The 22,683-nt window shown below is 64.5% G+C and carries 20 protein-coding genes and 1 pseudogene; 7 read left to right on the top strand and 14 right to left on the bottom strand.

The features are described 5' to 3' along the window. The first annotated feature begins 4 nt into the window (after positions 1–4). A complete protein-coding gene (locus SFB74_RS07545; RefSeq protein ID WP_432730150.1) occupies positions 5–811 on the top strand; it encodes a CPBP family intramembrane glutamic endopeptidase in 807 nt (268 codons plus the stop codon). 7 nt (positions 812–818) lie between these two features. Here SFB74_RS07545 and SFB74_RS07540 read toward each other — a convergent pair whose 3' ends face one another. Together SFB74_RS07540 and SFB74_RS07535 are read right to left on the bottom strand one after the other, a co-directional pair. After that, positions 819–1,436, bottom strand: coding sequence for a flavin reductase family protein (locus SFB74_RS07540; protein ID WP_432730149.1), 618 nt, complete (start codon positions 1,434–1,436; stop codon positions 819–821). 15 nt (positions 1,437–1,451) lie between these two features. After that, positions 1,452–3,023 carry a TerC family protein gene (locus SFB74_RS07535; RefSeq protein WP_432731895.1) on the bottom strand — a complete coding sequence of 524 codons (1,572 nt, stop codon included), beginning with the start codon at positions 3,021–3,023 and terminating at the stop codon, positions 1,452–1,454. Positions 3,024–3,354: 331 nt separating this feature from the next. Between SFB74_RS07535 and fusA the strand changes: the two genes are divergently transcribed. Then, positions 3,355–5,418: an elongation factor G gene (gene fusA, locus SFB74_RS07530; RefSeq protein ID WP_432730148.1), complete on the top strand. Its 2,064-nt coding sequence runs from the start codon at positions 3,355–3,357 to the stop codon at positions 5,416–5,418. Between the two features lie 276 nt (positions 5,419–5,694). After that, on the top strand, positions 5,695–6,006 hold the full coding sequence (locus SFB74_RS07525) for a hypothetical protein (RefSeq protein WP_432730147.1): 312 nt from the start codon (positions 5,695–5,697) through the stop codon (positions 6,004–6,006). 129 nt (positions 6,007–6,135) lie between these two features. On the opposite strand, the gene SFB74_RS07520 is transcribed toward SFB74_RS07525, so the two are convergent. From SFB74_RS07520 to SFB74_RS07510, 3 genes are read right to left on the bottom strand one after another with little or no spacing between them, the layout of a single operon-like run. Continuing rightward, complete coding sequence (locus tag SFB74_RS07520; protein ID WP_432730146.1) at positions 6,136–6,447, bottom strand: hypothetical protein; 312 nt, start codon at positions 6,445–6,447, stop codon at positions 6,136–6,138. A gap of 39 nt (positions 6,448–6,486) precedes the next feature. Beyond that, positions 6,487–6,729: a DUF7336 domain-containing protein gene (locus tag SFB74_RS07515; protein ID WP_432730145.1), complete on the bottom strand. Its 243-nt coding sequence runs from the start codon at positions 6,727–6,729 to the stop codon at positions 6,487–6,489. Positions 6,730–6,734: 5 nt separating this feature from the next. Further along, positions 6,735–6,956 (bottom strand): hypothetical protein, encoded by a 222-nt coding sequence (locus SFB74_RS07510; protein ID WP_432730144.1) that lies wholly within the window; start codon positions 6,954–6,956, stop codon positions 6,735–6,737. Positions 6,957–7,125: 169 nt separating this feature from the next. Here SFB74_RS07510 and SFB74_RS07505 point away from each other — a divergent pair, with 169 nt between their 5' ends. Continuing rightward, positions 7,126–7,626 carry a hypothetical protein gene (locus SFB74_RS07505; protein WP_432730143.1) on the top strand — a complete coding sequence of 167 codons (501 nt, stop codon included), beginning with the start codon at positions 7,126–7,128 and terminating at the stop codon, positions 7,624–7,626. A gap of 245 nt (positions 7,627–7,871) precedes the next feature. Here SFB74_RS07505 and SFB74_RS07500 read toward each other — a convergent pair whose 3' ends face one another. Next, positions 7,872–9,182, bottom strand: coding sequence for an Nramp family divalent metal transporter (locus SFB74_RS07500; protein WP_432730142.1), 1,311 nt, complete (start codon positions 9,180–9,182; stop codon positions 7,872–7,874). Positions 9,183–9,532: 350 nt separating this feature from the next. Here SFB74_RS07500 and SFB74_RS07495 point away from each other — a divergent pair, with 350 nt between their 5' ends. Continuing rightward, complete coding sequence (locus tag SFB74_RS07495) at positions 9,533–9,706, top strand: hypothetical protein (protein WP_432730141.1); 174 nt, start codon at positions 9,533–9,535, stop codon at positions 9,704–9,706. A 25-nt stretch (positions 9,707–9,731) separates the two neighbouring features. Here the strand turns inward: SFB74_RS07495 and SFB74_RS07490 are convergent, their stop codons facing one another. The 5 genes and pseudogenes from SFB74_RS07490 to SFB74_RS07470 all read right to left on the bottom strand — a co-directional run bounded on the left by SFB74_RS07490 (position 9,732) and on the right by SFB74_RS07470 (position 17,053). Further along, complete coding sequence (locus tag SFB74_RS07490) at positions 9,732–9,983, bottom strand: hypothetical protein (protein ID WP_432730140.1); 252 nt, start codon at positions 9,981–9,983, stop codon at positions 9,732–9,734. Positions 9,984–10,731: 748 nt separating this feature from the next. Continuing rightward, complete coding sequence (locus SFB74_RS07485; protein ID WP_432730139.1) at positions 10,732–11,217, bottom strand: tetratricopeptide repeat protein; 486 nt, start codon at positions 11,215–11,217, stop codon at positions 10,732–10,734. A gap of 12 nt (positions 11,218–11,229) precedes the next feature. Beyond that, a complete protein-coding gene (locus SFB74_RS07480; RefSeq protein WP_432731894.1) occupies positions 11,230–14,127 on the bottom strand; it encodes an RHS repeat-associated core domain-containing protein in 2,898 nt (965 codons plus the stop codon). A gap of 792 nt (positions 14,128–14,919) precedes the next feature. Beyond that, positions 14,920–15,381 (bottom strand): annotated as a pseudogene (locus tag SFB74_RS07475) (DUF6531 domain-containing protein); the annotation flags it as partial. Positions 15,382–16,432: 1,051 nt separating this feature from the next. Then, on the bottom strand, positions 16,433–17,053 hold the full coding sequence (locus SFB74_RS07470) for a DUF4337 family protein (RefSeq protein WP_432730138.1): 621 nt from the start codon (positions 17,051–17,053) through the stop codon (positions 16,433–16,435). Between the two features lie 124 nt (positions 17,054–17,177). On the opposite strand from SFB74_RS07470, the gene SFB74_RS07465 reads away from it, so the two are divergent. Beyond that, positions 17,178–18,839, top strand: coding sequence for a SulP family inorganic anion transporter (locus SFB74_RS07465; RefSeq protein WP_432730137.1), 1,662 nt, complete (start codon positions 17,178–17,180; stop codon positions 18,837–18,839). A 40-nt stretch (positions 18,840–18,879) separates the two neighbouring features. Here the strand turns inward: SFB74_RS07465 and SFB74_RS07460 are convergent, their stop codons facing one another. From SFB74_RS07460 to SFB74_RS07450, 3 genes are all read right to left on the bottom strand, one after another. Further along, complete coding sequence (locus SFB74_RS07460; RefSeq protein ID WP_432730136.1) at positions 18,880–19,452, bottom strand: hypothetical protein; 573 nt, start codon at positions 19,450–19,452, stop codon at positions 18,880–18,882. Continuing rightward, complete coding sequence (locus SFB74_RS07455; RefSeq protein WP_432730135.1) at positions 19,449–20,114, bottom strand: peptidoglycan recognition protein family protein; 666 nt, start codon at positions 20,112–20,114, stop codon at positions 19,449–19,451. The genes SFB74_RS07460 and SFB74_RS07455 overlap by 4 nt, the downstream gene beginning before the upstream one ends. 178 nt (positions 20,115–20,292) lie before the next feature. Further along, on the bottom strand, positions 20,293–21,249 hold the full coding sequence (locus SFB74_RS07450; RefSeq protein ID WP_093196252.1) for a helix-turn-helix domain-containing protein: 957 nt from the start codon (positions 21,247–21,249) through the stop codon (positions 20,293–20,295). 230 nt (positions 21,250–21,479) lie between these two features. Here SFB74_RS07450 and SFB74_RS07445 point away from each other — a divergent pair, with 230 nt between their 5' ends. Further along, positions 21,480–22,679: an amino acid ABC transporter substrate-binding protein gene (locus tag SFB74_RS07445; protein ID WP_432730134.1), complete on the top strand. Its 1,200-nt coding sequence runs from the start codon at positions 21,480–21,482 to the stop codon at positions 22,677–22,679. Positions 22,680–22,683: the final 4 nt, after the last annotated feature.

Here is a 22,683-nt window from a genome sequence, read left to right as displayed (position 1 = left end):
TCTCATGCCTCCCCCGAAAAGCGCCGCCTTCCCCTCGGTGGCGCAAGCCGCCCTCCTGTTCGTGGCGCTGTTCCTCTGCGAACTCGTCATCGGCGCCGCGGTGCGCGACGCCAACGGGTGGCTGGGCCTGAGCAGCATGCAGATCGGCGTGCTCGCGGCCGTGCTGGGCAACGGCTGCGTGTTCGCGGTGGTGATGCACTCCCAGCAGCTCACCTACCGCACGCTCTTCCACCAGTCGCGTGCATCCGCCGGGGCGATGCTGATATTCGTGGTGCCGCCGGTGCTGCTGCTGGTGCCCGCGCTGCTGCTGACGCTCACCTCGGCGCTCAACATCATGATGCGCATCGCGCCGCCTTCCGCATGGGAGGAAGCGATGTTCAGCCGCATGGCCGACGGCAGCGTGGCCGCCGTGCTCGCGGTGTGCGTGGTGGCGCCGCTGCTGGAGGAGATGCTCTTTCGCGGCATCGTGCTGCGCGGCTTCCTGACGCGCTATCCGCGATGGCAGGCGATCTTCCTGTCGGCGCTGGTCTTCGGCGCGGCGCACATGAACATCTACCAGTTCCTCGTCGGCCTCGTCATCGGCACCGTGCTCGGCTGGCTCTACGAACGCACGCGCTCGCTCATTCCGTGCATCGCGCTGCATGCCGCCTACAACACCACCACGCTGCTGCTGGGCGACTGGCTCGATGCCGCATCGCCCTCGCGCCTGCTGTGGGCCGTGGTGATAGCACTGGCGGCCGCCGCGTGCGGCGTGCTCGTGTTGCGCGCGATGCTGGTGCCGCGTGCGTCGCGCGGCGGCTCTTCGGCCTGAGCTTCTTCTAGCGCGGCAGCGGCTGAAGCGGCTTCAGCGGCCGTGCATCGACCGCCTCGCCGTCGATGATGAAGTGCCCGCCCGCCACGTGGTGCAGCGTGCGCAGCTCGTCGTGCCCGTCGAAGTGCCAGCGCCCGTTGGAGAACACGCGCTCGTCGGCCTGCGCGGCGATCACCTCGCCGAGGAACAGGTCGTAGCGCTGCTGGATCGCCGGCTCGGGCAGCAGCCTGCATTCGAGCCATGCGGCGCAGCCTTCGAGCAGGGGCGCGTCGATGGCGGTGCCGGTGAAGGTCGAGAGGCCGTAGGCGGCGAACTTGTCCCGGCCCGACTGCTCGACGATCTCGCGGCCGGAGCTGTTGCCCAGCGTCTCCGTCAAGTCGAGCTGGGCGCGCACCGGCACCTGCAGCGCGAAGGTGCCGGCGCCTTCGAGCAGTTCGCGGGTCCAGGTGCTCTTGTCGAGCACCACCGCCACCTTGGGCGGGTCGAAATCCAGCGGCATGGCCCAGGCTGCGGCCATGATGTTCCGCTTGCCGCTGTGCGCGGCGCTCACGAGCACGGTGGGGCCGTGGTTCAGCAGGCGGTAGGCCCTGTTCAGGGCAACGGGCTGGCGGTGGGTGGCGTTCATGGCGGTCGGTGCGGGTCAGATTTCGGGGTCGTCCACCGGCAGCCGGTGGACGATGACCGTGCGGATGCGCTGCGCATCGACCTCGGTCACCACGAAATCGTACCCGTCGTGCGTCCAGCGGGCATCGCGCGGGGGCAGCCCGCCGAAGCGCGCCAGCAGCAGGCCCGCGACCGAGGTGTAGCTGTCGTCGTCGCTCACGAGGCCGTGGGTCTGCAGCGCCTGCTCCAGCAGGTGCAGGTCGGCGCTGCCCGACACGGTCCAGGCATCGGGCGCGGTCTGCAGGATCTCCAGCGTCTCGTCCTCGTCGGGGAATTCGCCGGCGATGGCCTCCAGCACGTCGATGGGCGTCACCACGCCGGTGAGCGTGCCGTGCTCGTCGCTGACCAGCGCGAGCTGGCCGCGCGCGCCGCGCAGCGTATCGATGAGGCGGATCGCCGTGGTCGATTCGGGCACGTAGATCGGCGCGCGCAGGCCGGCACTTTCATCGATCTTTCCGTGGCGCAGCAACTGGCCCAGCAGGTCCTTGGCGCGCGCCACGCCCACCACCTCGTCGAGCGAACCCCGGCACACCGGAAAGATGCCGTGCGGCGTATCGAGCAGCTGCTCGCGCACCGCCACGGGGTCGTCGTCGAGGTCCACCCACGAGATGTCGGCGCGCGGCGTCATCACCGAACGCACGGTGCGCTCGGCCAGCGAGAGCACGCCGCTCACCATGTTGCGCTCCTCGAGGGCGAAGACGGGCTCCTCCTGCGCCTGTGGCGCCGCCTCGGATGCATCGGCGCCGGCCGGCATGGGCTCGCCGCGCATGCGGCCGCCGAGCAGCCGCAGCACCGACTCGGCCGTGCGCTCGCGCAGCGGCCTGCGCGCCTCGTGCTTCAGTTCGTTGCGCCGGGCCCACTGGTTCAGCGCCTCGATCATCACGGAGAAGCCGATGGCGCCGTACAGGTAGCCCTTCGGAATGTGGAAGCCCAGGCCCTCGGCCACGAGGCTCAGGCCGATCATCAGCAGGAAGCTCAGGCACAGCATCACCACCGTCGGGTGCGCGTTCACGAAACGGGTGAGCGGCTTGGAGGCCCACAGCATGATGCCGATGGAGATGACCACCGCCGCCATCATCACCGGCAGGTGGTCGACCATGCCCACGGCGGTGATGACCGAGTCGAGCGAGAACACCGCGTCTAGCATCACGATCTGCGTGACCACCAGCGTGAAGCTCGCATACGCAACCGGGCCGGTGGCCGCATGCGCCGCCACGCCTTCGAGCCGCTCGTGCAGCTCGGAAGTGGCCTTGAACAGCAGGAACAGGCCGCCGCCCAGCAGGATCAGGTCGCGCCCCGAGAAGTCATGCCCCCATACGGAGAACAGCGGCGTGGTCAGCGTCACCAGCCACGAGACGATGGACAGCAGCGCCAGCCGCATGAAGAGCGCCAGGCTCAGGCCGATGAGCCTTGCCTTGTCGCGCTGGCGCGGCGGCAGCTTCTCCGCGAGGATCGCGATGAAGACGAGGTTGTCGATGCCCAGCACGATCTCCAGGACGACGAGCGTCAGAAGACCGATCCAGACGGCCGGGTCGGAGAGCAGTTCGATCATGGTTGGAAAGAGGCGCGCGGACGGCCGGAGCCCGGCATGGCACGGGCCATGTCGAGAGCGGGCGACTGGGGAGGCGGGAGGCGGAAAACGGCTGCGGAAGGTTCGGTCGCAGCGCCGCGTTGCAGGTTGTTGCTGGCGCAGGCCAGCGGCCTACTGGGAGGCTCGGAGGAAGAGTTCACGCCCGCAGTTTAGCGAACGCCCCCTCGTGGCCCGGCCATTTCCGCTTGCATCGGTACGGTCAATACCGTAGGCTGACCCGGCGTCCGCGCGCAGCACCCGAGCCCAAGCGGGCCGCCGGGCCTGTCTTGCGGGCGTGAAGGAGCCACGCATGCCAAGCCGATCGAACGGCCTCGCGGCCGAAATGGAAGCGGTGCGAACACTGGCGCTCGTCGGCGCCTCCGCGTCCGGCAAGACCTCCCTCGCCGAGGCCTTGCTGCTCGAGGCAGGCGCCATCGGGGCACGCGGCAGCGTGGAGCGCGGCACCACCGTCAGCGACCACGACCCGCTCGAAAAACGCATGCAGCATTCGCTCAATGCGACGCTGATGCACCTCGCGCACGATGGCGTGCGCATCCACCTGATAGACACCCCCGGCGGCGCCGACTTCCTGGGCCAGAGCCTGCCCGCGCTGGAAGCCGTGGAAACCGCCGCCATCGTCATCAACGCGAGCTCCGGCATCGAGCCGATGGCGCTGCGCATGATGGACTACGCGGCATCGCGCCACCTCGCGCGGCTCATCGTCGTCAACAGGATCGACGACCCCGGCGCCGACCTCGCCGGCCTGCTGGAGCAGATCCAGGCCACCTTCGGCCGCGAATGCCTGCCGCTGAACCTGCCCGCGGCCGGCGGCACGCGCGTGATCGACTGCTTCTACAACCGCGAAGGCGACTCCGACATCGGCGCCGTCGACGCCGCGCATCGCGCGCTTGTCGAGCAGGTCGTCGAAGTCGATGCGGCCTTCGTCGAACGCTACCTGACGGACGGCGACGTGGACGCCAGCGAGCTGCACGCACCGCTCGAGCAGGCGCTGCGCGAAGGCCACCTGATTCCCGTGTGTTTCGTCTCGGCACGCAGCGGCGCGGGCGCGGCCGAGCTTCTCGACATCATCGTCAAGCTGCTGCCCGATCCGAGCGAAGCCAATCCGCCGGACTTCCTGCTCGGCGAAGGGACGGACGCGAAGCCGATGCAAGCCAGGCCCGATGCATCGCTGCACGTGCTGGCGCACGTGTTCAAGGTCACGAGCGACCCCTATGTGGGCAAGCTCGGCATCATGCGCGTGCACCAGGGCACGATCGCGAGCGACAGCCAGCTCTACATCGGCGACGGCCGCAAGCCCTTCAAGGTCGGGCACCTCTTCATGCTCCAGGGCAAGGACCACGTCGAGGTGTCGCGCGCCGTGCCGGGCGACATCGTGGCAGTGGCGAAGGTGGAAGAGATCCAGTTCGATGCCGTGCTGCACGACGCGGCGGAAGACAGCCACGTGCATCTTGCGCCGCTGGAGTTTCCGGTGCCCGTGCACGGGCTGGCCGTGGAGCCCAAGCGCCATGGCGACGAACAGCGCGCCTGGGAGATCCTCGGCAAGCTCGCGGCCGAAGACCCCTGCCTGCGCATCGAGCATGTGGTCGCAACCAACGAGACCGTTCTCTACGGCCTCGGCGAGCTTCACCTGCGCACCGTGCTCGACCGCCTGCGCGAGGTGTACCGCTTCGAAGTCCAGACCCGGCCGCCGCGCATCGCCTACCGCGAGACCGTGACCGCGCGGGCCGAGGGCCACCACCGCCACAAGAAGCAGACCGGCGGCGCGGGCCAGTTCGGCGAAGTCTTCCTGCGCATCGAGCCGCTCGGGCGCGGCGACGGCTTCGAGTTCGCAGACGAGGTCAGGGGCGGTGCGATTCCGGGCCAGTTCATTCCCGCTGTCGAGAAAGGCGTGCGCGAAGTGCTCGCATGCGGTGCCATCGCCGGCTACCCGGTGGTCGACGTGCGCGTGGTGGTGCACGACGGCAAGCACCACAGCGTGGACAGCAAGGACATCGCCTTCGCCACCGCCGGCCGCAAGGCATTCATGGCCGCGATCCGCGAGGCCAGGCCGGTGGTGCTGGAGCCGATCGTGCAGATCGAGATCGTCGCGCCCGAGCATGCGGTGGGCGATGTCACCAGCGATCTTTCGTCGCGGCGCGGGCTGGTCACCGGTACATCGACGCTTGGGGCCGGTGCCGCGGCCGTTCGCGGTCAGGTGCCGATGGCCGAACTGGCGAGCTACCAGTCGCGGCTCAATGCGATGACCAGCGGACAGGGGCGATACACGATCGCGCTGTCGCACTACGAGGCGGTGCCGCCGAACGTGCAGCAGACCTTGATGGGGCAGTACAGAGGGCGGGAAGAGGACCAGTGAGGCCACGCTGCGTGGCTATACTGCGGCCGTCACGTCAAACAAAGGCGTGATCGGGATTGGCGTCCCGTTGAAATCACTGCGACGTAAAGCCGCAGTCACCGCGCAGGGTCTGCGGCTTCGTCGTTCGTGCCTCCAGTTTTGGCGGCTCGACGTGCGGGCGCGAGCCCGGCCGGTTTCATGCAAGTGGTTTCCCGGTACGCCAACTCGTCGAGCCGCCGCCCTCAATTGGCGTTGAGCGCAGCGGTGTCAACAAGCCGAAACCCCTGGAGGCCTTTGATGGCTGCATCTGCCCGCGCGTCCGTGCCCGTCTCTTCATTTCCTCAATCTTCCGAGGCCGTCAACGTCGAATCGCTTGCATTGCAGGCTTGCGATGACATCGATGGCCTGCGGGACATGCAACGCGCGTACTCGTGCCTCGAGAAACTCGTCGTTCCGCAAGGAGTGGGCGACACAGAAGACATCCACCCGAACCGGGTCGAACTCGGCGCGCTGATGCGCGTGGTCAACGAGGACTTGCAGCGACGCATTGATGCGGCCGAGGAGACCATGCAGTCTCTTCGTGCGGCACTGGCCAGCGAAGGCGACTGACCACGCCCCGATTAGTCTGCAAGCAAGCACGCAGCTGATCACGGGCCGCCACAGGCGCAGTTCGCGCCTGCAGGGTATCGCGGCGTTGGCAATGCGGGCCCGGAGTCAGATCAACTCCGGATCTCGATCTCAGCTCTGCAGAGGCGATGAGATCAGACAGCCCACAGACTGAAGATCGCCCGTCGCGACAAGATCCTCGGCGACCTTCCGTATCACGGGCAAGGAAATCTCGTGCACCACGATCATGTTCTTCGCCCATACATACAGACCGTTTGCACACTCTCCAGTCTTCCCCCAGCGAGCCATGAGCGTCACCAGATTCGATACGGTGAAGAACGTGACGCTGAATGCACGACCGTCCGCCAGTTCGATCGTTACGTCGACGTTGTCGTCGGCTGTAGGTTCCGCAAGGCCGGCGGGGAAGCGAAGACAAAAATCCACCGTTGCACTCCTGTCAATACGTCAAGGGGTTTCCGGCATTCATCCGTCATGGCCATCATCGAGATGCGTCCAGGGGACGAACCCTTCCGTCCATGTTCTCTTGTCGACCTGATACTTGTCGATGCTGAACCCATCGGGTGCTTCCGCAAAGCCGGGCATGTTCCGAGCGCAATCGACCGCCTGCGCCGCCCTCTCCTCAGAAGAGAAAACACCGAGCAGCTTGACGTCCTCTCTGCCGTCGGACAGTCGATGGAGGTGATGGACAAGAAAAACATCGGGCATTCGATTCACTCCTTGGGTCGGTCGTCCTGGTGCATCCGAAAGATCGCTCGCCAGTTCTTGATGAAATGCAGAGCCGCGCCGACAAATACAAGCACCATGCCGACGGCCGCCACCCAGTAACCAATGACGGGCAGGCCCAGGAAGCCCATTGACACTCCTGCAAGGCTGACGCCAAGCCCAGCCAACCCGAACGCGATTCCAGTTTGCTCTGTCAAACGATCGAACAATTTCAGCCTCCGACGCGCTCGAGTCCAGAAAAATTGCAATGCTCCTACTGAGCTATCGTCTCAATTGTTCATGAATCCGGACTCTTCGCGCGCCGCAGATAGTCGATTCAACCCCGAAATCTTTGACGAGCGAATGTAGATTTTTGTTCTTCTGCAAGATGCAGCACCAATGCCAACCACCGAGACTGCCCGTCCAACTGCCGGGAAAGACATTGACGAGACGCGCTTGGTCGCGTTGCCGTCTTCGCCTCCAGATGCATGCATCGTTCTCCTGATTGCGCAAGCAGTCGTTCTGCTCCCACGTGATCGACTGGAACAACTCGCCGAGGCTGCCGCCGCCCCCTGGAGCACCGAGACAGAGCGCATCGCACGCATAGATGGACGACGCGCCGAGGCATTGCTGAAAGCTGCATCGAGCCATACCGGCGCGGACAACAAGGCGTCCGCACAACAACACGCGCTCGACTCCGACGCACATCACCTCCTCGCCCACTTCATCGAGCAAGGCCAGGCCTCCATCCTCTGCGGCACCCCGCCGCGGCCCCAGCCTCACGTCACGGTCCGCTACCTTGCAAGCAGAACCGGCCCTCTTGCAGGCCGGGGCGACATCCTCTTTCATCTGCCCGACGACCCGATGCCCTTCCTGGTGGTGAACTGGTGGGTCGCATGAAAGTGCCATAGCGCTGCCTCGTCTGCGGCTGGTGCCAGTGGCCGGCATGGCTGCCGCCTGCAGCTCGCGCATGTCCATGCCGACATGGCTCGCATCGGGCCGAACCCATGTTGAAGGCTGATCGATCCGCATCGACAACCATCAACACCACCGAGAGGCAGGCAGCATGAACGAATCGGCCGATCTGCTCTTCGTGGAGCTGGTCGCCGATGCGTCGAGCAACGCGATGCGGGCAAGGGGCTGGCTCAGGACCACGCTGCAGCAAGCGTCGCGACGGCGGCCATCAGCATCACGCCGGTGGCCGCCCAGCCCACGACCTTCAGCCGCCGCGCGATCACCAGATCGCCCATCACCGCGTGGCTGGACGCGGCCAGCATCACGCCGACCATGATCGGCACCGAGGCCAGCGCATTGATGATGGCGGCATAGACCAGCGCCGTCATCGGGCTGATGCCCGACAGGCCGATGACCAGCCCGATCAGCATCGCGGCGGCGAGGATGGCGTAGAAGGCCCGGGCCTTGCCCGGAGGCCGGTCCAGCCCCTTGCGCACGCCGAACAGGCTTGCGAGTGCGTATGCGGCCGACCCGGCCAGCACCGGCAATGCGAGCAGACCCGTGCCCACGATGCCCATGCCGAACAGCACGAAAGCGGCCTCCCCCGCCACCGGCTTGAGCGCCTGGGCCGCCTGCGCGGTCGTCTCGATGGAAGTCTGGCCATGCGCATGCAGGGTAGCCGCCGTCGCGAGGATCATGAAGAAGGCGATGGCGTTGGAGAAACCCATGCCCACCCAGGTGTCGATCTTCAGGCGGCGCAACTGCCCAGGCACCTGCGCGGGGGCGCGCCTGAGCGCCTTGTCCTGCGGCACGCGCCTGATCTCCTCCACCTCCTGCGAGGCCTGCCAGAAGAACAGGTACGGGCTGATGGTGGTGCCCAGGATCGCGACCCAGGTGGTGATGTAGTCCTTGTTCCACTGCAGGTGCGGCAGCAGCGCCCCCTTGGCCGCCGCGGCCCAGTCGACGTGCGCCGTGAGGGCGACCGCCACGTACGACAGCAGCGACAGCGTGAGCCACTTCAGCACGCGCACGTAGCGCTCGTAGGGCAGCCAGATCTGCAGTGCCAGCGACGCCGCCCCGAAGCCGATGGCATAGGCCGCCTTGGAGCCTCCCGCCACCAGCGCGGCAACGTCGGCCATCGCGTTGAGGTCGGCGCCAAGGTTGATGACATTGGCGACGACCAGTGAACCCACGAGCAGCCACACCACCCAGCGCGGCCACAGCCGCAGGAAGGCCTCCGTCAGGCCGCGGCCGCTGACGCGGCCTATGCGCGCGCTGGCGAGCTGTATGCCGACCATGAGCGGATAGGTCAGCAGCAGCGTCCACCCCATGTCGTAGCCGAACTTCGAGCCTGCCTGCGAATAGGTGGCGATGCCGCTCGGGTCGTCGTCGGCGGCGCCGGTGATGAGGCCGGGGCCGAGCTTGGCGAGCCAGCCTGCGCGCGCGGGCGGCTCCTCCTGCTCTCCCGCTGCGTCCGTGCCTGCAGTTTCCGTCGGGGTCATCGCGTGCTCCTTGCCGGGCCTCTTCCTGCCGGCCCGGCCAATCTGGACGACACGGCGGCGCCGGGGTGTCGGACAAGTGCATTTCGCGTTGCCAGCGATCGGGTGTGTTCGCGACAGGGCTCCGGGCCGATGTCCGACACGATGCCCGGCATGAAGTCCTGGCGTCTGTCTTGCGGGTGGATGTCTTGCGTGCGCTCCGGCTCTGCGGACGACGGCATTCCGTTCACTTCACGCCACTCTCATTCGCGCCATCGCGGGCATACCGCGGGCAGGGAAGGAAAAGCCCCATGAGCGACCCATCGAGAAGATAGCAAGCCAGGGACGACCGGCGCGACAACCAGCGCGTCTTCGTGTTCAGCGTGACCGTGGCCATCCTCGTGATGCTCGGTGCCCTGTTCTATTTCTACGCCGTGGACAAGCGCGGCGAAGGGCCCTCGCACGAGGCCTCGCCGCCGGCCGCGCAGGTGCAGGGCGGCGCACAGACGGCTCCCGCCGCAGCGCCTGCCGCGCCGCCGCCGAAATAGGCGGGAAGCGGCCTGCTGAATCGCATCAAGAAGAAAGGGCGGCAGCCTCGGCGTCGAGTTCCGCCTGCTCTATCCATGCGATGCATTGACGCTTCAGGATGCCGATACCTGTCTCGACGGAAATAAGGGGCCGGCACAGCACCAGCTTGCATCGGTGCTGGCCACGGAAGGCGATGTCTCCCGTTGCCGCGAAGTTACCATCACTGGTCTTCAGCAGATAGATCGTGCAAGCCCACGGCCCCGAGCGGCCTTCATAGGCGAAGTTCTCACCGTCCATGGCACACCTCCGTACTCAGTACAGGCGTGCCACCAGGAGCGATGGATTGGCGCGAGCAGCAAGTGGAACCACCATACGCGCATTGGCCGCAGGCGCCAACCGATATTCGGCAGGGAGGGTTTCTTGACGGGTGTATGGTTTCGGCGTGATTCTGGAGTCGCTGCTACGGTAGGTGCGACTGGGCAGGCAGAGCTCGGGCGCTGCTGGCTCAATTGCCGTTAGTGCCGCAGTAGAAGCCTGGCCCCCTGGCGTTGAGGCTGGCGATGCGCCCTGCACTGTTGTAGCCCACGCTCCAGGTGTCGTTAGGCACAGACCTGAAATTGAATCAGGGGCTCAGTTCTGCCTCGGCGCACACACTCGTGGACTTAGCCCCGACGACTACACCATGCCGCAGCAGCCTCGCGGCCACAAGCAATGCCGTCAGCCAACCTCAGCCTCATAGGCTAGGGGATAGCAGGCGGCTTTTTTGGTTTTGAAGATCAGGGGAACGAGCAAGACCTAACCTTGCCCCCGCTAACTGCTGTATTCGAGAACTGGCTTCCGGAGTGCAGCAAGGTACAACTCGCAGTTGGCTCGTAGCTCTTCAACGGTTTCACCCGCGGGAAACGTTGGTTCCGCGCTATGACCCTGCACCCTACCGTCTTCATAGTAGTGGACCTCGTAGATGGCGACTGCGCCGTCTCGGTTCATTACTCGATATTCCCAAGTCATAAAATTAACGAAAATCTGACTCCGATTCCCCCAGCGCCTATTTGCGCTTCATATTGGTTAGCAGATTCTTTGCCTCCACGCGCTCATCTTCGCTGATGTATTTGGATTTGGCGGCGGCAGTCAGATACAGCAATGCTCGCTGGGCACTAGCACTCGAACGCTGGTGCAGGAAAATCTTTCCGAGTTCGTATGCTGCTGACCCATCGCCTTGCGCATATGCCCTCTCAAACCAGAACTTCGAGCGGCGTAGATTATCGGCGTCGCGATACCACACGCCCATATTGAGGCATCCGGCAAGATTACCTCGCATGGCCGCGCGTCGATACCACCGATATGCACCTGCTGGATCCTTCTTGACGCCAATTCCATGGTCGAGAAAGTAGCCCACACTATTAAATGCATCCTCCTCCCCGTTGAGCGCCGCAGCTAAAAAGAGTTGAAAGGCTTTTTTTCCTTCGCCTGCATCCCATGCTTCGTTGGCCTCATCAAAGAGGCTTGTGTATTCATTGCTATGCACCCCCATGGATGACTCCTTTCAACGTGTAGGCCAATCAGCAGGTTTTTTCTTTTCGTTGGTCTTGCCCGTTTGGTGGTCTTTGCAAATGATCTTGTTCGGGTCGGTTGGATGATCTCTGCAATGCTTGTAGGGGTTGTTCGTCCCCTTCCCTGAAGTACCTCCGGTGGCGCCACGCTCTCCACGCCCGCGACTCTCCATACACCAGTCGATAACCCTATCCCAAAGGCTCGGGCTCGGCTCTGGCTGGACTGGAGGTGCAGGAGGTGCAACAGCGGCAGCTGCTCCGGCAATGCCGATGCCCGCAGCTGCGCAAGCAGCAGCGTTCGCGGGATTGGCACACGCTGCCACCGATGTCAAACCCGTCGGGTCGCTATACAGCAACGGATTCAATTCTGCATAGGAATACTGATTCCACCCGCCATCGAGCCCGATCGGGTCCGGCTGGCTGTAACGCCCCGTTCTACTGTCATAGCTGCGGAAGTAGTTGTAGCTCAGGCCTGATTCCTCATCCGCGTACTGTCCCGGATAGCGCAGGTTGAACTTCACCTCCGCGATGCCGGTCGTGCCCGGATTGGGTGTTGTGTCCGTGTTGGCGAACCTGTTCCTGGCTGTGGTGGGCTTGTCTTCTCCGAACGCGCTGTAGCCCCACTGCCAGACGGCTTGGCCGTCTGCGTTGGTGAGCTTCCTCGGGGTGTTCAGGTGATCGCTGTGGATCGCGTAGGTGGCTCCGTTGATCACTGCCGCAATCGGCATCGGCCCATTGCCTGTGGGCAGGTAGATGTACTGGCTCTGCCCCGCACTGGCGGTGCCCCCACTGCCCGCCTCCGCGATCAGCGTGCCCTGCTCGTCATAGGTGTAGGCGTAGCCCAACTGCTCCGCCTGTGTCGTGCTCGGGCTCCACAGCTTCGTGAAGAACGCGATCAGGCTTTGCATGAAGCCTGGGTCGGCCTCGTCGCCCTGTGTGGGCGGGTACAGCGGCTCCGTCTTGAACACCCGCTGCCCCAGCGCGTTGTGCGCATAGCGCGTGGTCGGGCTGACGTCGGTGGCGCCTGTCGTTGCAGCCGCCAGCCGGCCTTCGGCATCGTAGGTGTAGCTGCGCAGGCCATCGGTCAAGAGATCGCCATTGGCGTTGTAGCCGTAGGTGACGCTGGTGTTGCTCGCGCCGTTGATGCTCTGGGTGAAGCCCGTGAGCTGGTTGCTGCTGGCGCCCACCGTGTAGGTACGGTTGGTGGTCAGGCCATTCAGCACCCGGGTGCTGCTCGATCTGTTGCCGTTGGCGTCGTAGCCAAAGCCTGCCGTATTGCCCGCGGCGTTGAAGCTGGTGATACGCCCCACGGCGTTGTAGCCCACGCTCCAGGTCACGTTGGCATTGGCGATGGTGCTGTGGGTCGGATCGGTGTCACCGGGCAGGTTCAGGTTCTGCGTGAGGCTCGTGATGCGGCCTGCGGCGTCATAGCCGTAGCTGCTGAACTCGGTGCTCGTGAGCCGGCCTGCAGTGTCGTAGGCTCGACTGGCCATGAGTTGCGGGCTGCCGGTGGTGAAGGCCCAGGTCCATGCGCTGGGCTGGCCCAGCGGGTTCCAGGCGATGCCGCTGACCAGCGGGGCGCCGTTCCAGTTCAGGCCCGTGAGGCGGCCCGTGGCGTCGTAGACGTGGCTGAGGGTGCCGCCGTTGGGGTAGCCGATGCTCGCCAGGGTGCCGTTGGGGTTGTAGGCGTAGCTGACCTGCTGGACGCTGCCCGTACTCGTGCCTGTTGCGAGGGTCTGCTTCTTGAGCGTGATGCGCCCGAAGGCATCGCGGGTGTACTCGGTGGTGCCGCTGCGGTCGACGATCTCCGACAGATACCCCTTGCTGTTGGCCGTGAGGTCGTAGCGCAGGGTGGTGGTCTTGCCGTCGGCGAAGACCATCCCGGTGGGGCGGCCCAGGGCGTCCCGGGTGATGCTTGTCGCCTGGCCCAGGGCATCGGTGACCTGGCTGGGCAGGCCGAGGTTGTCGTACTGGGTGCTGGAGCTGCCCGTGTCCGCGCTGCTCTCGATGGTGGCGTTGCCCTGGGCATCCCGGCCATAGGCGGTGACCACGCCCTTGAAGTCCTTGGCCTCGGTGACGGCGTCCAGGGCGTTGTACTTCAGGGTGGCGCTGGCGTTGGCTGCGTCGGTGACGCTCTTGACGCGGCGCAGGCTGTCCAGGCCGTAGTTCGTGCTCTGGTTCAGGCCGTTGGTGGAACGGGTCAGGTCGCCGTTGGCGTCGTAGCCGAAGGTGCTGCTCTGGTTCGCGCCTTCGGTCCTGCCCGAGAGGCGGTTGATGTTGTTGATGGTGCGCGCCACGCTCCAGGCGACGTTGCCTGAGCTGTCCTTGATCTGCTCGGCGGTGCGGTTGCCCATGCCGTCCAGGGTGTAGGTGCCGCTCTCGCCTCGGTTGTTGCTCCAGCCGATCAGGCGGTGGGCGGCGTCGTAGGTGTAGGTCAGGACGAGGCCCGAGGGCAAGGACACTGTCTCCACAGTCCCATAGGGCTTGTAGGTCAGCGTGGTGGTCTGGCCGCCGACGGTCTGGGTCAGAAGTCGATCACGCGCATCGTAGGTGTAGGTGGTGACCAGGCCGTTGGGGGCTGTGCTGCTGACGACGCGGTTGGCGAGGTCGTAGCCATACTGCGTCACATGGCCCAGGGCGTTCGTGGACGTGAGGACGTTGCCCCGGGGGTCGTAGGTGTAGCTGGTGACTGCGCCGTTGGGCTCGGTGGCTGTATCCACGAGCTGCTGAGCGTTGTACGTCCACTGCCACAACTGGGCCTTGTTGGTCGCCGTGTCCGTGACGGTCCGAGTCAGGACGTTGCCGACGGCATCGTAGGTGTAGGCGGTGGTGCGGCCGGGCTCGGTGACCAGCACGGGCAGCGAGAAGGTCGAATGCCACTGGGTTGTCACTGTGCGGGCATCGGGCGTGCCGGAGGCTGACACCACCGTCGTGGGCAGACGGCGGGTTGTGTCCCACGTCTTGGTGGTCACTATGCCATTGAAGTCCGTCTCCGACGTGATCAAACCGTTGGCGTCTTGTTTGCGGCTGGCGGCGTCGCTCTTGCCCTCGCTCGAAGGCCACCAACTCGAAACAACGGCAAGCTTGCCGAACGCTAGGCTATATCCATAGATGCTTCTTGTGCCCAGTGGGTCTATCACCTGAGCAGAATAATCATTTGGGTAGCTAACCTGATAGCTATCGACGGCTCCAGCTAACTGAGAAGTGGTTGCACGGCCCGTGCTGTCGTATGCGAATGTGCCCCAGCGAACACCGGCTTCATCGAAGATGCCAGTCAATGCCTGAGGGAACGACGCGTTCTCGTAGACGAAGTTGCGCCCCCCGCCATCGGGGTACAGGACAGAAACCAGACGGCCCGAGCCGTCATAGGCATAGAAGATGACGCGGGCATCCGGAGTTGTGACGGTAATCAACTGGCCGGCGCTGTTATAGCCGAACGCCAAGGTGCGGCCGAAGCTGTTCGTGACCGAGGCGAGTTGGCCAGCACCGTTGTAAGCGTAAGTGGCGATCCAGCCGTTGCGGTCCGTCTCAGTCTGCAGTTTGCCGGAGCTGTCGAAACTCAACGTGGTGTTGTCATCGGCACGGTGGTAGCTCCAGGCGCCAGAAGACAATTGCGCTAGCGTGTCGGCGCTGTTGCCGGCGCTCCAAACAGTCGTGCCGGAAGTCTTGCCAAAAGTCCGCACATAGCCTTCGCCGTTGGTAATGGCTACACCCGTGGGCGCTGTGACAGGCGTGGCGACCAGTCTTGTGCTGAAGTTGTGCGACCAGACTTGACCGAGCGGACTACTAACCCGCGCCGAATCACTCGCCCAACTACTGCGGTAAATGCGCGAGAAGGACAAGGCGCTGGGACCCGAATCTGACCAGTCCACTTCAGATCTATATTTTTCAGCTGTACCCGGTGCAATGGGGCGTCCCACAAATATCCCCGCCGTACACCTATTGGTGGGTTCAGGGACAGCGGGAATGCAAGCGCTTCGAGCCCCGTCTTCTTGTGTATATCGGGTGCATGCGCAATCGGCTCCAGATGCCGTACTGTTTGCAGGACATGCGGCAAGCAGTTGACCACCGCCGCTCCAAAGGATGCCGCCACTGGTAGTGCTACTTTTCCAACCACATGATGCGTATTGATCCCCCCATGGCATCACTGTGATCTCGGCATGATCAAAATCGACCGCCATTGAACTGGCTCCTGCCATGCCAGACAAGCAAAGCGCCTCAGGTGTCGGAAACAATGGTGCGGCCGTAGAGGTTCCCCAACCTCGAGTTTTCGAAACTAATGCATGCGCCTGCCCATTCGCTAAAGTGAGCAACAAGAAGAGCCCGAAGCAAAAAAAGCTGACCCCAAACCTATTCCAAAGCGAAGCTTGCCAAACTGGCCTGCGCTCGCGCTTACCTGCCCACAGCATGCTCATCTTCAACTCCCCTGTGTTGCCGACGCCTTTAAACCTACGCGCCGGCACTCCGTCTCATGGATTCTGTCCCGTTGGAAGGGAAAGTTGCACTGGCAGCTATCCCCAGTCGACATATTTGTGCTGTTCGCGGGGCAGTAGTTTGTGTGCCAGGCAACGTAATCGGGATATATATTCGTTCCAACAACATGCGTCCGGCATAGCACGGCTGTTTTTGCATCAGGATCACCGCTGTAGAAAACGATTTGAAGTTCTACTGCCCCTCAGGATGCATAGGTTGTCTTGGCTAGTGCAAGAGCGTCGTCGCAAGCTTCTTGATAGGTAGCCTCCATCTCGCGCGGCCGAACGTCCTCTGCGTACCAACCGGAGAGTGTTGGCATTGCTGCATGTGTCACACAAGAAATGAGTAGTAGAAATGTGCACGCGATCAGACGTTCGACGTAAATAGCGCAGCGCCTCAAATCAAGCAAGTCTCTCGGCCTTTTCGAGGCCTCATCTCGCTTGCTCCACCGGGTTCTCGAATCCCCCATCGCACTCTCCCTCATGCTTCTTGTTTGTGATATCCGCCATCTATGGCCATCTTTTCGCTGGCCGTGATGATCGACGTGTTTCTGGACAAAGGCCCCACGATGACGTGCACTGCCACGCGGTGCACCCGCACAAGCTGTTCCAGCCTAGCCGAAAGCCTGCACACAGACAACGACAGCTTGATGGCACGTAGAAGTGAACTCTGCCCACAACATCATGCAGCGCGGGCACACACATCAGCCCTACGCCGCCACACCTAAACGTGCAACGCCGCCAGCCCCCCCACAGCCAACCCCGCCACCGCCACCCCAAACATCGCGCGTTCCAGCCACTTGTTCTTCGTCAGCAAGGCGATGGCAGCCAACGCAATAGAAACCTGCAACACAGTAGTAGCCTGAGCCCACCGATGATGCTGGTGCATCTGCTCATCCGACTGCGCATCCCACTTGCTCGCCTCCGCCTCCAGCTTCTTCGCCTCGGCCTGGATGTCGGTCTTCTCCTGCTCGTAGCGTGTCACCTTCGCCTGCCAGCCCTGCCTGCGTGCGTCGTCAGCCGCGGTGTCGCGCGCGAACTCGGCAAGCGCCTGCTTGGTGCTCTTCGACTGGAAGTAATTCCACTGATTCGACGCCTCGGTCTTCTTGATCGCGGCGTTGTTCTTGTAGATGCCGGCATTGGCCTGCGTGGCGCCGCCCATGTACGCGAAGATCGCGCCGAAGGTGGCGATGACCGCTGTGCACATCGCGATCTTGCTCGTGCTGCTCATGCCGCCGGAATGCGCGTGGTCTCCTGACGCTTCCGAATGACCGTGGCCGCCGTTCGTTGCGTGTTCCAGTTCGTGGTCGTGCGGGCCGTGCACGTGAAAGCCGTGTCCTGACATGGGATCCTTGTTGTGGAGAGATATATGGTTTTTCGGGCGCGCGCGAGTATGCCCGTTCGATGAGTCAGCTTCCGGTCCGCAAGCCATTGCCAGCATGGGACGACAACAGCACACTTGCCTGCCCATGGCCGCCGAAACCTCGCCGACACCGACTGCCAACGCCCGCCGCCCCGGCTTCGCCGACATCGTGGCCGGCATTTCCATCGCGGGCCTGCTGCTTCCGGAGGCGGTGGCCTATTCCGGCATCGCGGGGCTGCCGCCCCAGGCGGGAGTGATCGCACTCTTCGCGGGCCTGCTGGTCTACGGCCTCTTCGGCAGCAGCCGCTTCGCAATCGTTTCCGCCACGTCTTCCTCGGCCGCCGTGCTGTTCGCGGCCACCACGTCGGTCACGGGGGTGGACACCGCCACGCGGCTCGCGATGGGCATGGGCATCGTTCTTCTCGCCGGGGTGTTCTTCGTCATCGCGGGCGTCGCGAGGCTGGGCGCGGTGTCGAGCCTGATCGCGAAGCCCGTGCTGCGCGGCTTCGCGCTGGGGCTGGCGCTCACCATCGTGGTCAAGCAGTTGCCGAAGGTGCTCGACGTGCATCCGGCGCACAGCGATTTCTTCCGCCTCTTCGCCGGGCTGGTGGCCGAATGGCGGCACTGGAACATCGCGGGCGCGGCCATGGCGCTCGTGGCGCTGGTGCTGCTGCGCGGCCTGGCACGGTGGCGCGCGGTGCCGGCCGCGCTGCTGGTGATCGTGGCCGGCATCGTGCTCGACGTGCAGGGCTTCTGCCATGCGTGGGGCGTGGCGGCGGTGGGGCCGATCTCGCTCGACTTCTCGCATCCGACCGTGCCGCAGCTCGACCGCGCGCAGTGGCAGAACCTCGGAGGGCTGGCCTTCGCGATGGCGCTGATCCTCTACGCCGAGTCGTACGGCTCCATCCGCACCTTCGCCATGCGCCACGGCGACAACGTGTCGGCCAACCGCGACCTGCTGGCGCTGGGCGGCGCGAACCTGCTGTCGGCGCTGTTCCAGGGCATGCCGGTGGGAGCGGGCTACTCGGCCACGTCGGCGAACGAATCGGCCGGCGCCAGGAGCCGCGCGGCCGGCATCGTGGCGGGGCTGGTGGTGCTGGTGGCGGTGCTCACGCTGCTGCCATGGATCGCGCACACGCCCGAGCCGCTGCTCGCGGCCATCGTGATCCACGCGGTGAGCCACACGCTGAACCCGGCAGCCCTGCGGCCTTATTTCCACTGGCGGCGCGACCGGCTGGTGGCGCTGGTGGCTGTGGCGGCGGTGCTGGTGCTGGGCGTGCTCAACGGCCTGCTGGCGGCCATCGGCGTGAGCCTGTTGCTGCTGCTGCGCGGCTTCTCGCGCACCACCGTGAGCTGGCTCGGCCGGCTGGGCCAGAGCCACGACTTCGTCGACACCGCGCGCCACCCCGAGGCGGTGGTGCCGCCGGGTGTGCTCATTGCGCGGCCCGAAGTGCCGCTCTTCTTCGGCAACGCGGACGCGGTGTTCGCATCGATCCGCGCGCGCATCGACGCCACGCCGGGCCTGCAACGCATGGTGCTGAGCCTTGAAGAGTCGCCCGACCTCGACGCGACCAGCATCGAGGCGCTGTGCGACTTCGCGGCGTACGTGCGCGTGCGCGGCGTGCGCCTGTCGCTGGCGCGCGTGAAGGACGACGTGCGCGACCTGCTCGCGAAGGTGAATTCGCCCGACCTGCACGCCGAGGTCTACGCCCCGTGGAGCGTGGACGATGCGGTGCAGCCAGAAAGCGGGACGCCACGGCCCTCTTGATCACGTGCCGCCGAAGGCGGCGTGTTCAACCGTATGGATTTCAGTTCCTGGAGGGCGACTTGGGCTCGCGGCTTTCCCGCAGAGCTTTAAGCCGTGGTTCCGCCTGCCCTGGTGGAATCCGACCTTCTGCCTCCAGTCGCTTCAGGCGCCGTTCATCTGCCCGATTCAGAGCATCTTTGAGCAGCGCCATCTTGCGATCGTTGCAGGGTTCGCAGTCGTAATAGCTTCCAGGGTCACTCGTGGGCCCAAGCGCCTCGTCCAACTCCGCGGTACTGATTCTTCCCGTGGGTTCGATACCGACAGCGAGGATTCTTCCGTTCTTGAAGGTAACGAGCGCACTGCCCTCGCATCCGGTTTCTTGCGCCTGCGGCACGAGATACGACCTCTTTGAGACCCTCCGCATATGACGCAGTGCGTAGAACACATCCTCGACGGTCAAGACAACATCCTGGCAATCCAGAAAATCTTTGTTCTCCCACGCCGTTTTCCCCGACGGGTTGTCGATCTTGATCGACTTTACGAAGGCTGCCGGATAGCGCTTGTCTGCCGCGTGAACCGGCAGGGCCATGGCGACGGCGGCAAGCGTTGCCGCAAAAATGATGACTTTTTTCATGGCGTCGGGACAAGCAGATTCCAATTCGCACCCTGTGCCTCGGTCGTATTTTTTCTGCTGGCTTCCGGATGCCGGAATATCTCGCTCGGTGCGATCTGCATGGAGTCCTCGAGCACCTTGACGAGCCACGAGAGGGCTTGGTTCTGGGCTGCGGTCGGTGTGTCGTATACACCGTACCTTCCTCTCAATTCGTCCATGGAGAGTTTGTTGTTTCGTGGCACCTGGAACCCCGCTGGCAGCCTGGCTCTGCCCACCATCTCGATGCCGATGGCCTCCATGTTGCCTGGATACCGGTCGCCAGGCGCCCTGCGCATCTCGATGCGATGCATCGGGTCCACCGCGTTCACTCCCGCAGGATAGTCTCGCGGAGAACACTTCCCGGTGATCAGGCACCTCGCCTTCAACGGCCCGACATGGTTTGTGCGCTGGTAGATCGCGGCGGTCTGGTAAATAGTGCCATCGGTGTCGACAAGAAAATGCGCGCCATTGGCCTTTGGCCGTGTGTAGCTGTTCAGCGAGGACGCTGAAGTGTCCGCATCGGTCTGGTGCACAACGATGCCTGTGATCGTGCTTGTACGTCTGCCGCGTTCGATCGCAGGGCTGCGCGCATTGCGGACTTTCGCGTGAATGATCATTCCATCCGTGTCAATTTGAATTGCCATACGGCCTCCCGGAAATTAATTTCTCGTTGTTGATGCGGGTGCACCGGAGCCTGCAAGTTCCTCAACCTGCAGGCTTGCTTTGATGCACCCGCCCGGGATGATATCGATGCGATATTGAATTTTTAGCGGCCCGAGTTGCCGCTTTTCTGCGCTACTGCTGACGCAGTATTCGCATTGGTCAGCGCAACGCCGCCTGCCGCCTGAACTCGCTCGGGCTGCCGCCCGTGTGCTCGCGGAACACACGGCTGAAGTGCGAGAGATTGCCGAAGCCCGAAGCGAGCGCGATGTCGGTGATCGACCTCGCCGCGTTCGCCGGATCGAGCAGTTCGCGGATGCTCGCCGCCAGCCGCTGGTGCTGGATGTAGCCGTTGAGCGTCTCGTCGTCGTCGGCGAAGGCGCTGTGCAGAAGGCGCTTGCTGCAGCGCAGGGCCAGCGCCATGCTGTCTATCGAGAGCGAAGGGTCGTGCAGGTTCTGCGCGACGTGGCGGCGGATGCGGTCCTTCAATGCCTCGCGCTGCGTCTGCGGCGTCTCCTGCCCTGCCAGCTCCATCAGCGAAAGGCGCACAAGCTGTATCAGCAGCTCGCCCGCGCCGCGCGCCGCTGCTTCGCTCATGAAGGGCAGCTCGAGGTACGTGTTGCGCATGGTCTCCAGCGCCACGCGCGAGATGCCGCTGCCGCCGCCGATACGCCGCGCCACCAGGTCGTTGAGCGGCAGCGCGGGCGATGCGATCTGGTCCTTGGGCAGCATCACGATGAGGTGGTCGCTGCGCTCGGGGTTGGCCACGGTGTAGTCGGCGGTGGTGTCGTAGAGCGTCCAGCCGCCCGAGCGCACGGCGGCGGCGCGGCCGCGCTGCGTGACCTCGGCGGAGCCCTGCCAGGGCGCGACGATCTTCAGGTAGGGGGCCTCGCTCATTCGCGCCATCTGCGTGGTGCGAAGCACGCGGTGCCGGTTGGCTTCCAGCCGCGTGAGGATCACGTCGCCCGCGTGCGAGGCCGCGAGGTGGCCGTCGAATTCGCTGTCGTCGTAGAGGTCGGAGCCCAGTCCGCCGAAGTGGCGCCACACCCATTCGCACCACAGCGGCCCGCGCTCCTTGGGCGGGATCTGGTCGGTGGACAGGAGCAATGAGGCGGTCATGCGAGCTGGTCGGCAAGGACGGCAGTGGACGACGAGAACGAAAGATTTCAGCACGAAGCCGGGTTGCCGCGCATTGTGAAGCGCCTTCGAAGCCCAGGGGATTGCGGGTTAACCACTAGACGCATGCACGCTGCGTCAAGTGCTTTGTGCGCGGCTGGCACAGCGCCCGAAGTCCTCCGTTTCTACGATTCCGGGCAGCGGGCGCACACCGACGCCCGGAGGAGACCCCAATGCTTCGACCCAATCGCCGTCACTGGATCAAGGGCACCGCCACCGCCCTGGGCGCCGCCGCCGTCGCGCCGCAACTGTTCGCCCAGAACAGTACGGGCAGTCCCGTGAAGATCGGCTACGCCATCGCACGCACCGGCCCATGGGCCGCCGGTGCGCAGGTGAGCCAGGAACCCAACTACCTGCTGTGGGCCGAGCAGGTCAACGCGGCGGGCGGGCTGTCGGTGAAGGGCGCGAAGCGTCCCATCGAGCTGATCGGCTACGACGACCGCAGCGAGACCGAGACCTGCGTGCGCACCTTCGAGAAGCTCATGGGCAGCGACAAGGTCGACCTCGTGCTGCCGCCCTGGGGCTCCGGCGCCAATTTCGCAGTCGCGCCGCTGGCCAACCGCTTCGGCTATCCGCTGCTGGCGCCCACCGCGCTCTCGCGCAAGCTGATCGACATGCGCCTGCCCTTCTTCTTCTCGCTGCTGCAGCAGCCCGACAAGATGATGGGCGCGCTGGTCGACATGCTGGTGGCGAACAACGTGAAGACCATCGCCATCGTCTACATGGACGACCTGTTCGGCCTGGAGAACTTCGCGGCGCTGAACAACGCGCTGAAGAAGACGAGCATCCAGGTGGTCGAGCGCAAGAGCTACCCGCTGGGCGTGAAAGACCTCGCGCCGGTGCTGCGCACCATCAAGGACCTGAACCCCGACGCCTTCATCGGCATCACCTACCCGCCCGACACCATCCTCGCGAGCCGGCAGGCGCGCGAGGTGGGCTTCAACCCGAAGTACTTCTACGCCTCGGTGGGAACGGCCTTCCAGCTCTACAAGAACGTGATGGCCGCCAACACAGAGGGCGTGATCGGCATGGGCTCGTGGAACGGAAAGACGAGCCCCGAGGCCAAGGCGTATTTCGACGCGCACACGAAGAAGTTCGGCAAGGAACCCGACCGCTGGGCCAGCGGCCACGCGTGGGCGGGGCTGCAGATACTGCAGCAGGCGGTGGAGAAGATCGGGCTGGATCGCAAGGCGCTGCGCGAGCACATCGCGAAGACCGAGTTCAAGACCATCCTCGGCCCGATCCGCTTCGAGGGCAGCGAGAACGCGTCCATTCCGGGCACGGTGTCGCAATGGCAGGGCAGCGACTTCGAAGTCGTCTGGCCGAAGGACCGCGCCACCGCGCAGTTGATGCCCAAGCCGGCCTGGAAGTAAGCAC

Source organism: Variovorax xiamenensis, assembly GCF_050916385.1.
Lineage (GTDB): Bacteria > Pseudomonadota > Gammaproteobacteria > Burkholderiales > Burkholderiaceae_C > Variovorax.
This window is presented reverse-complemented; position numbering and strand designations above follow the sequence as displayed.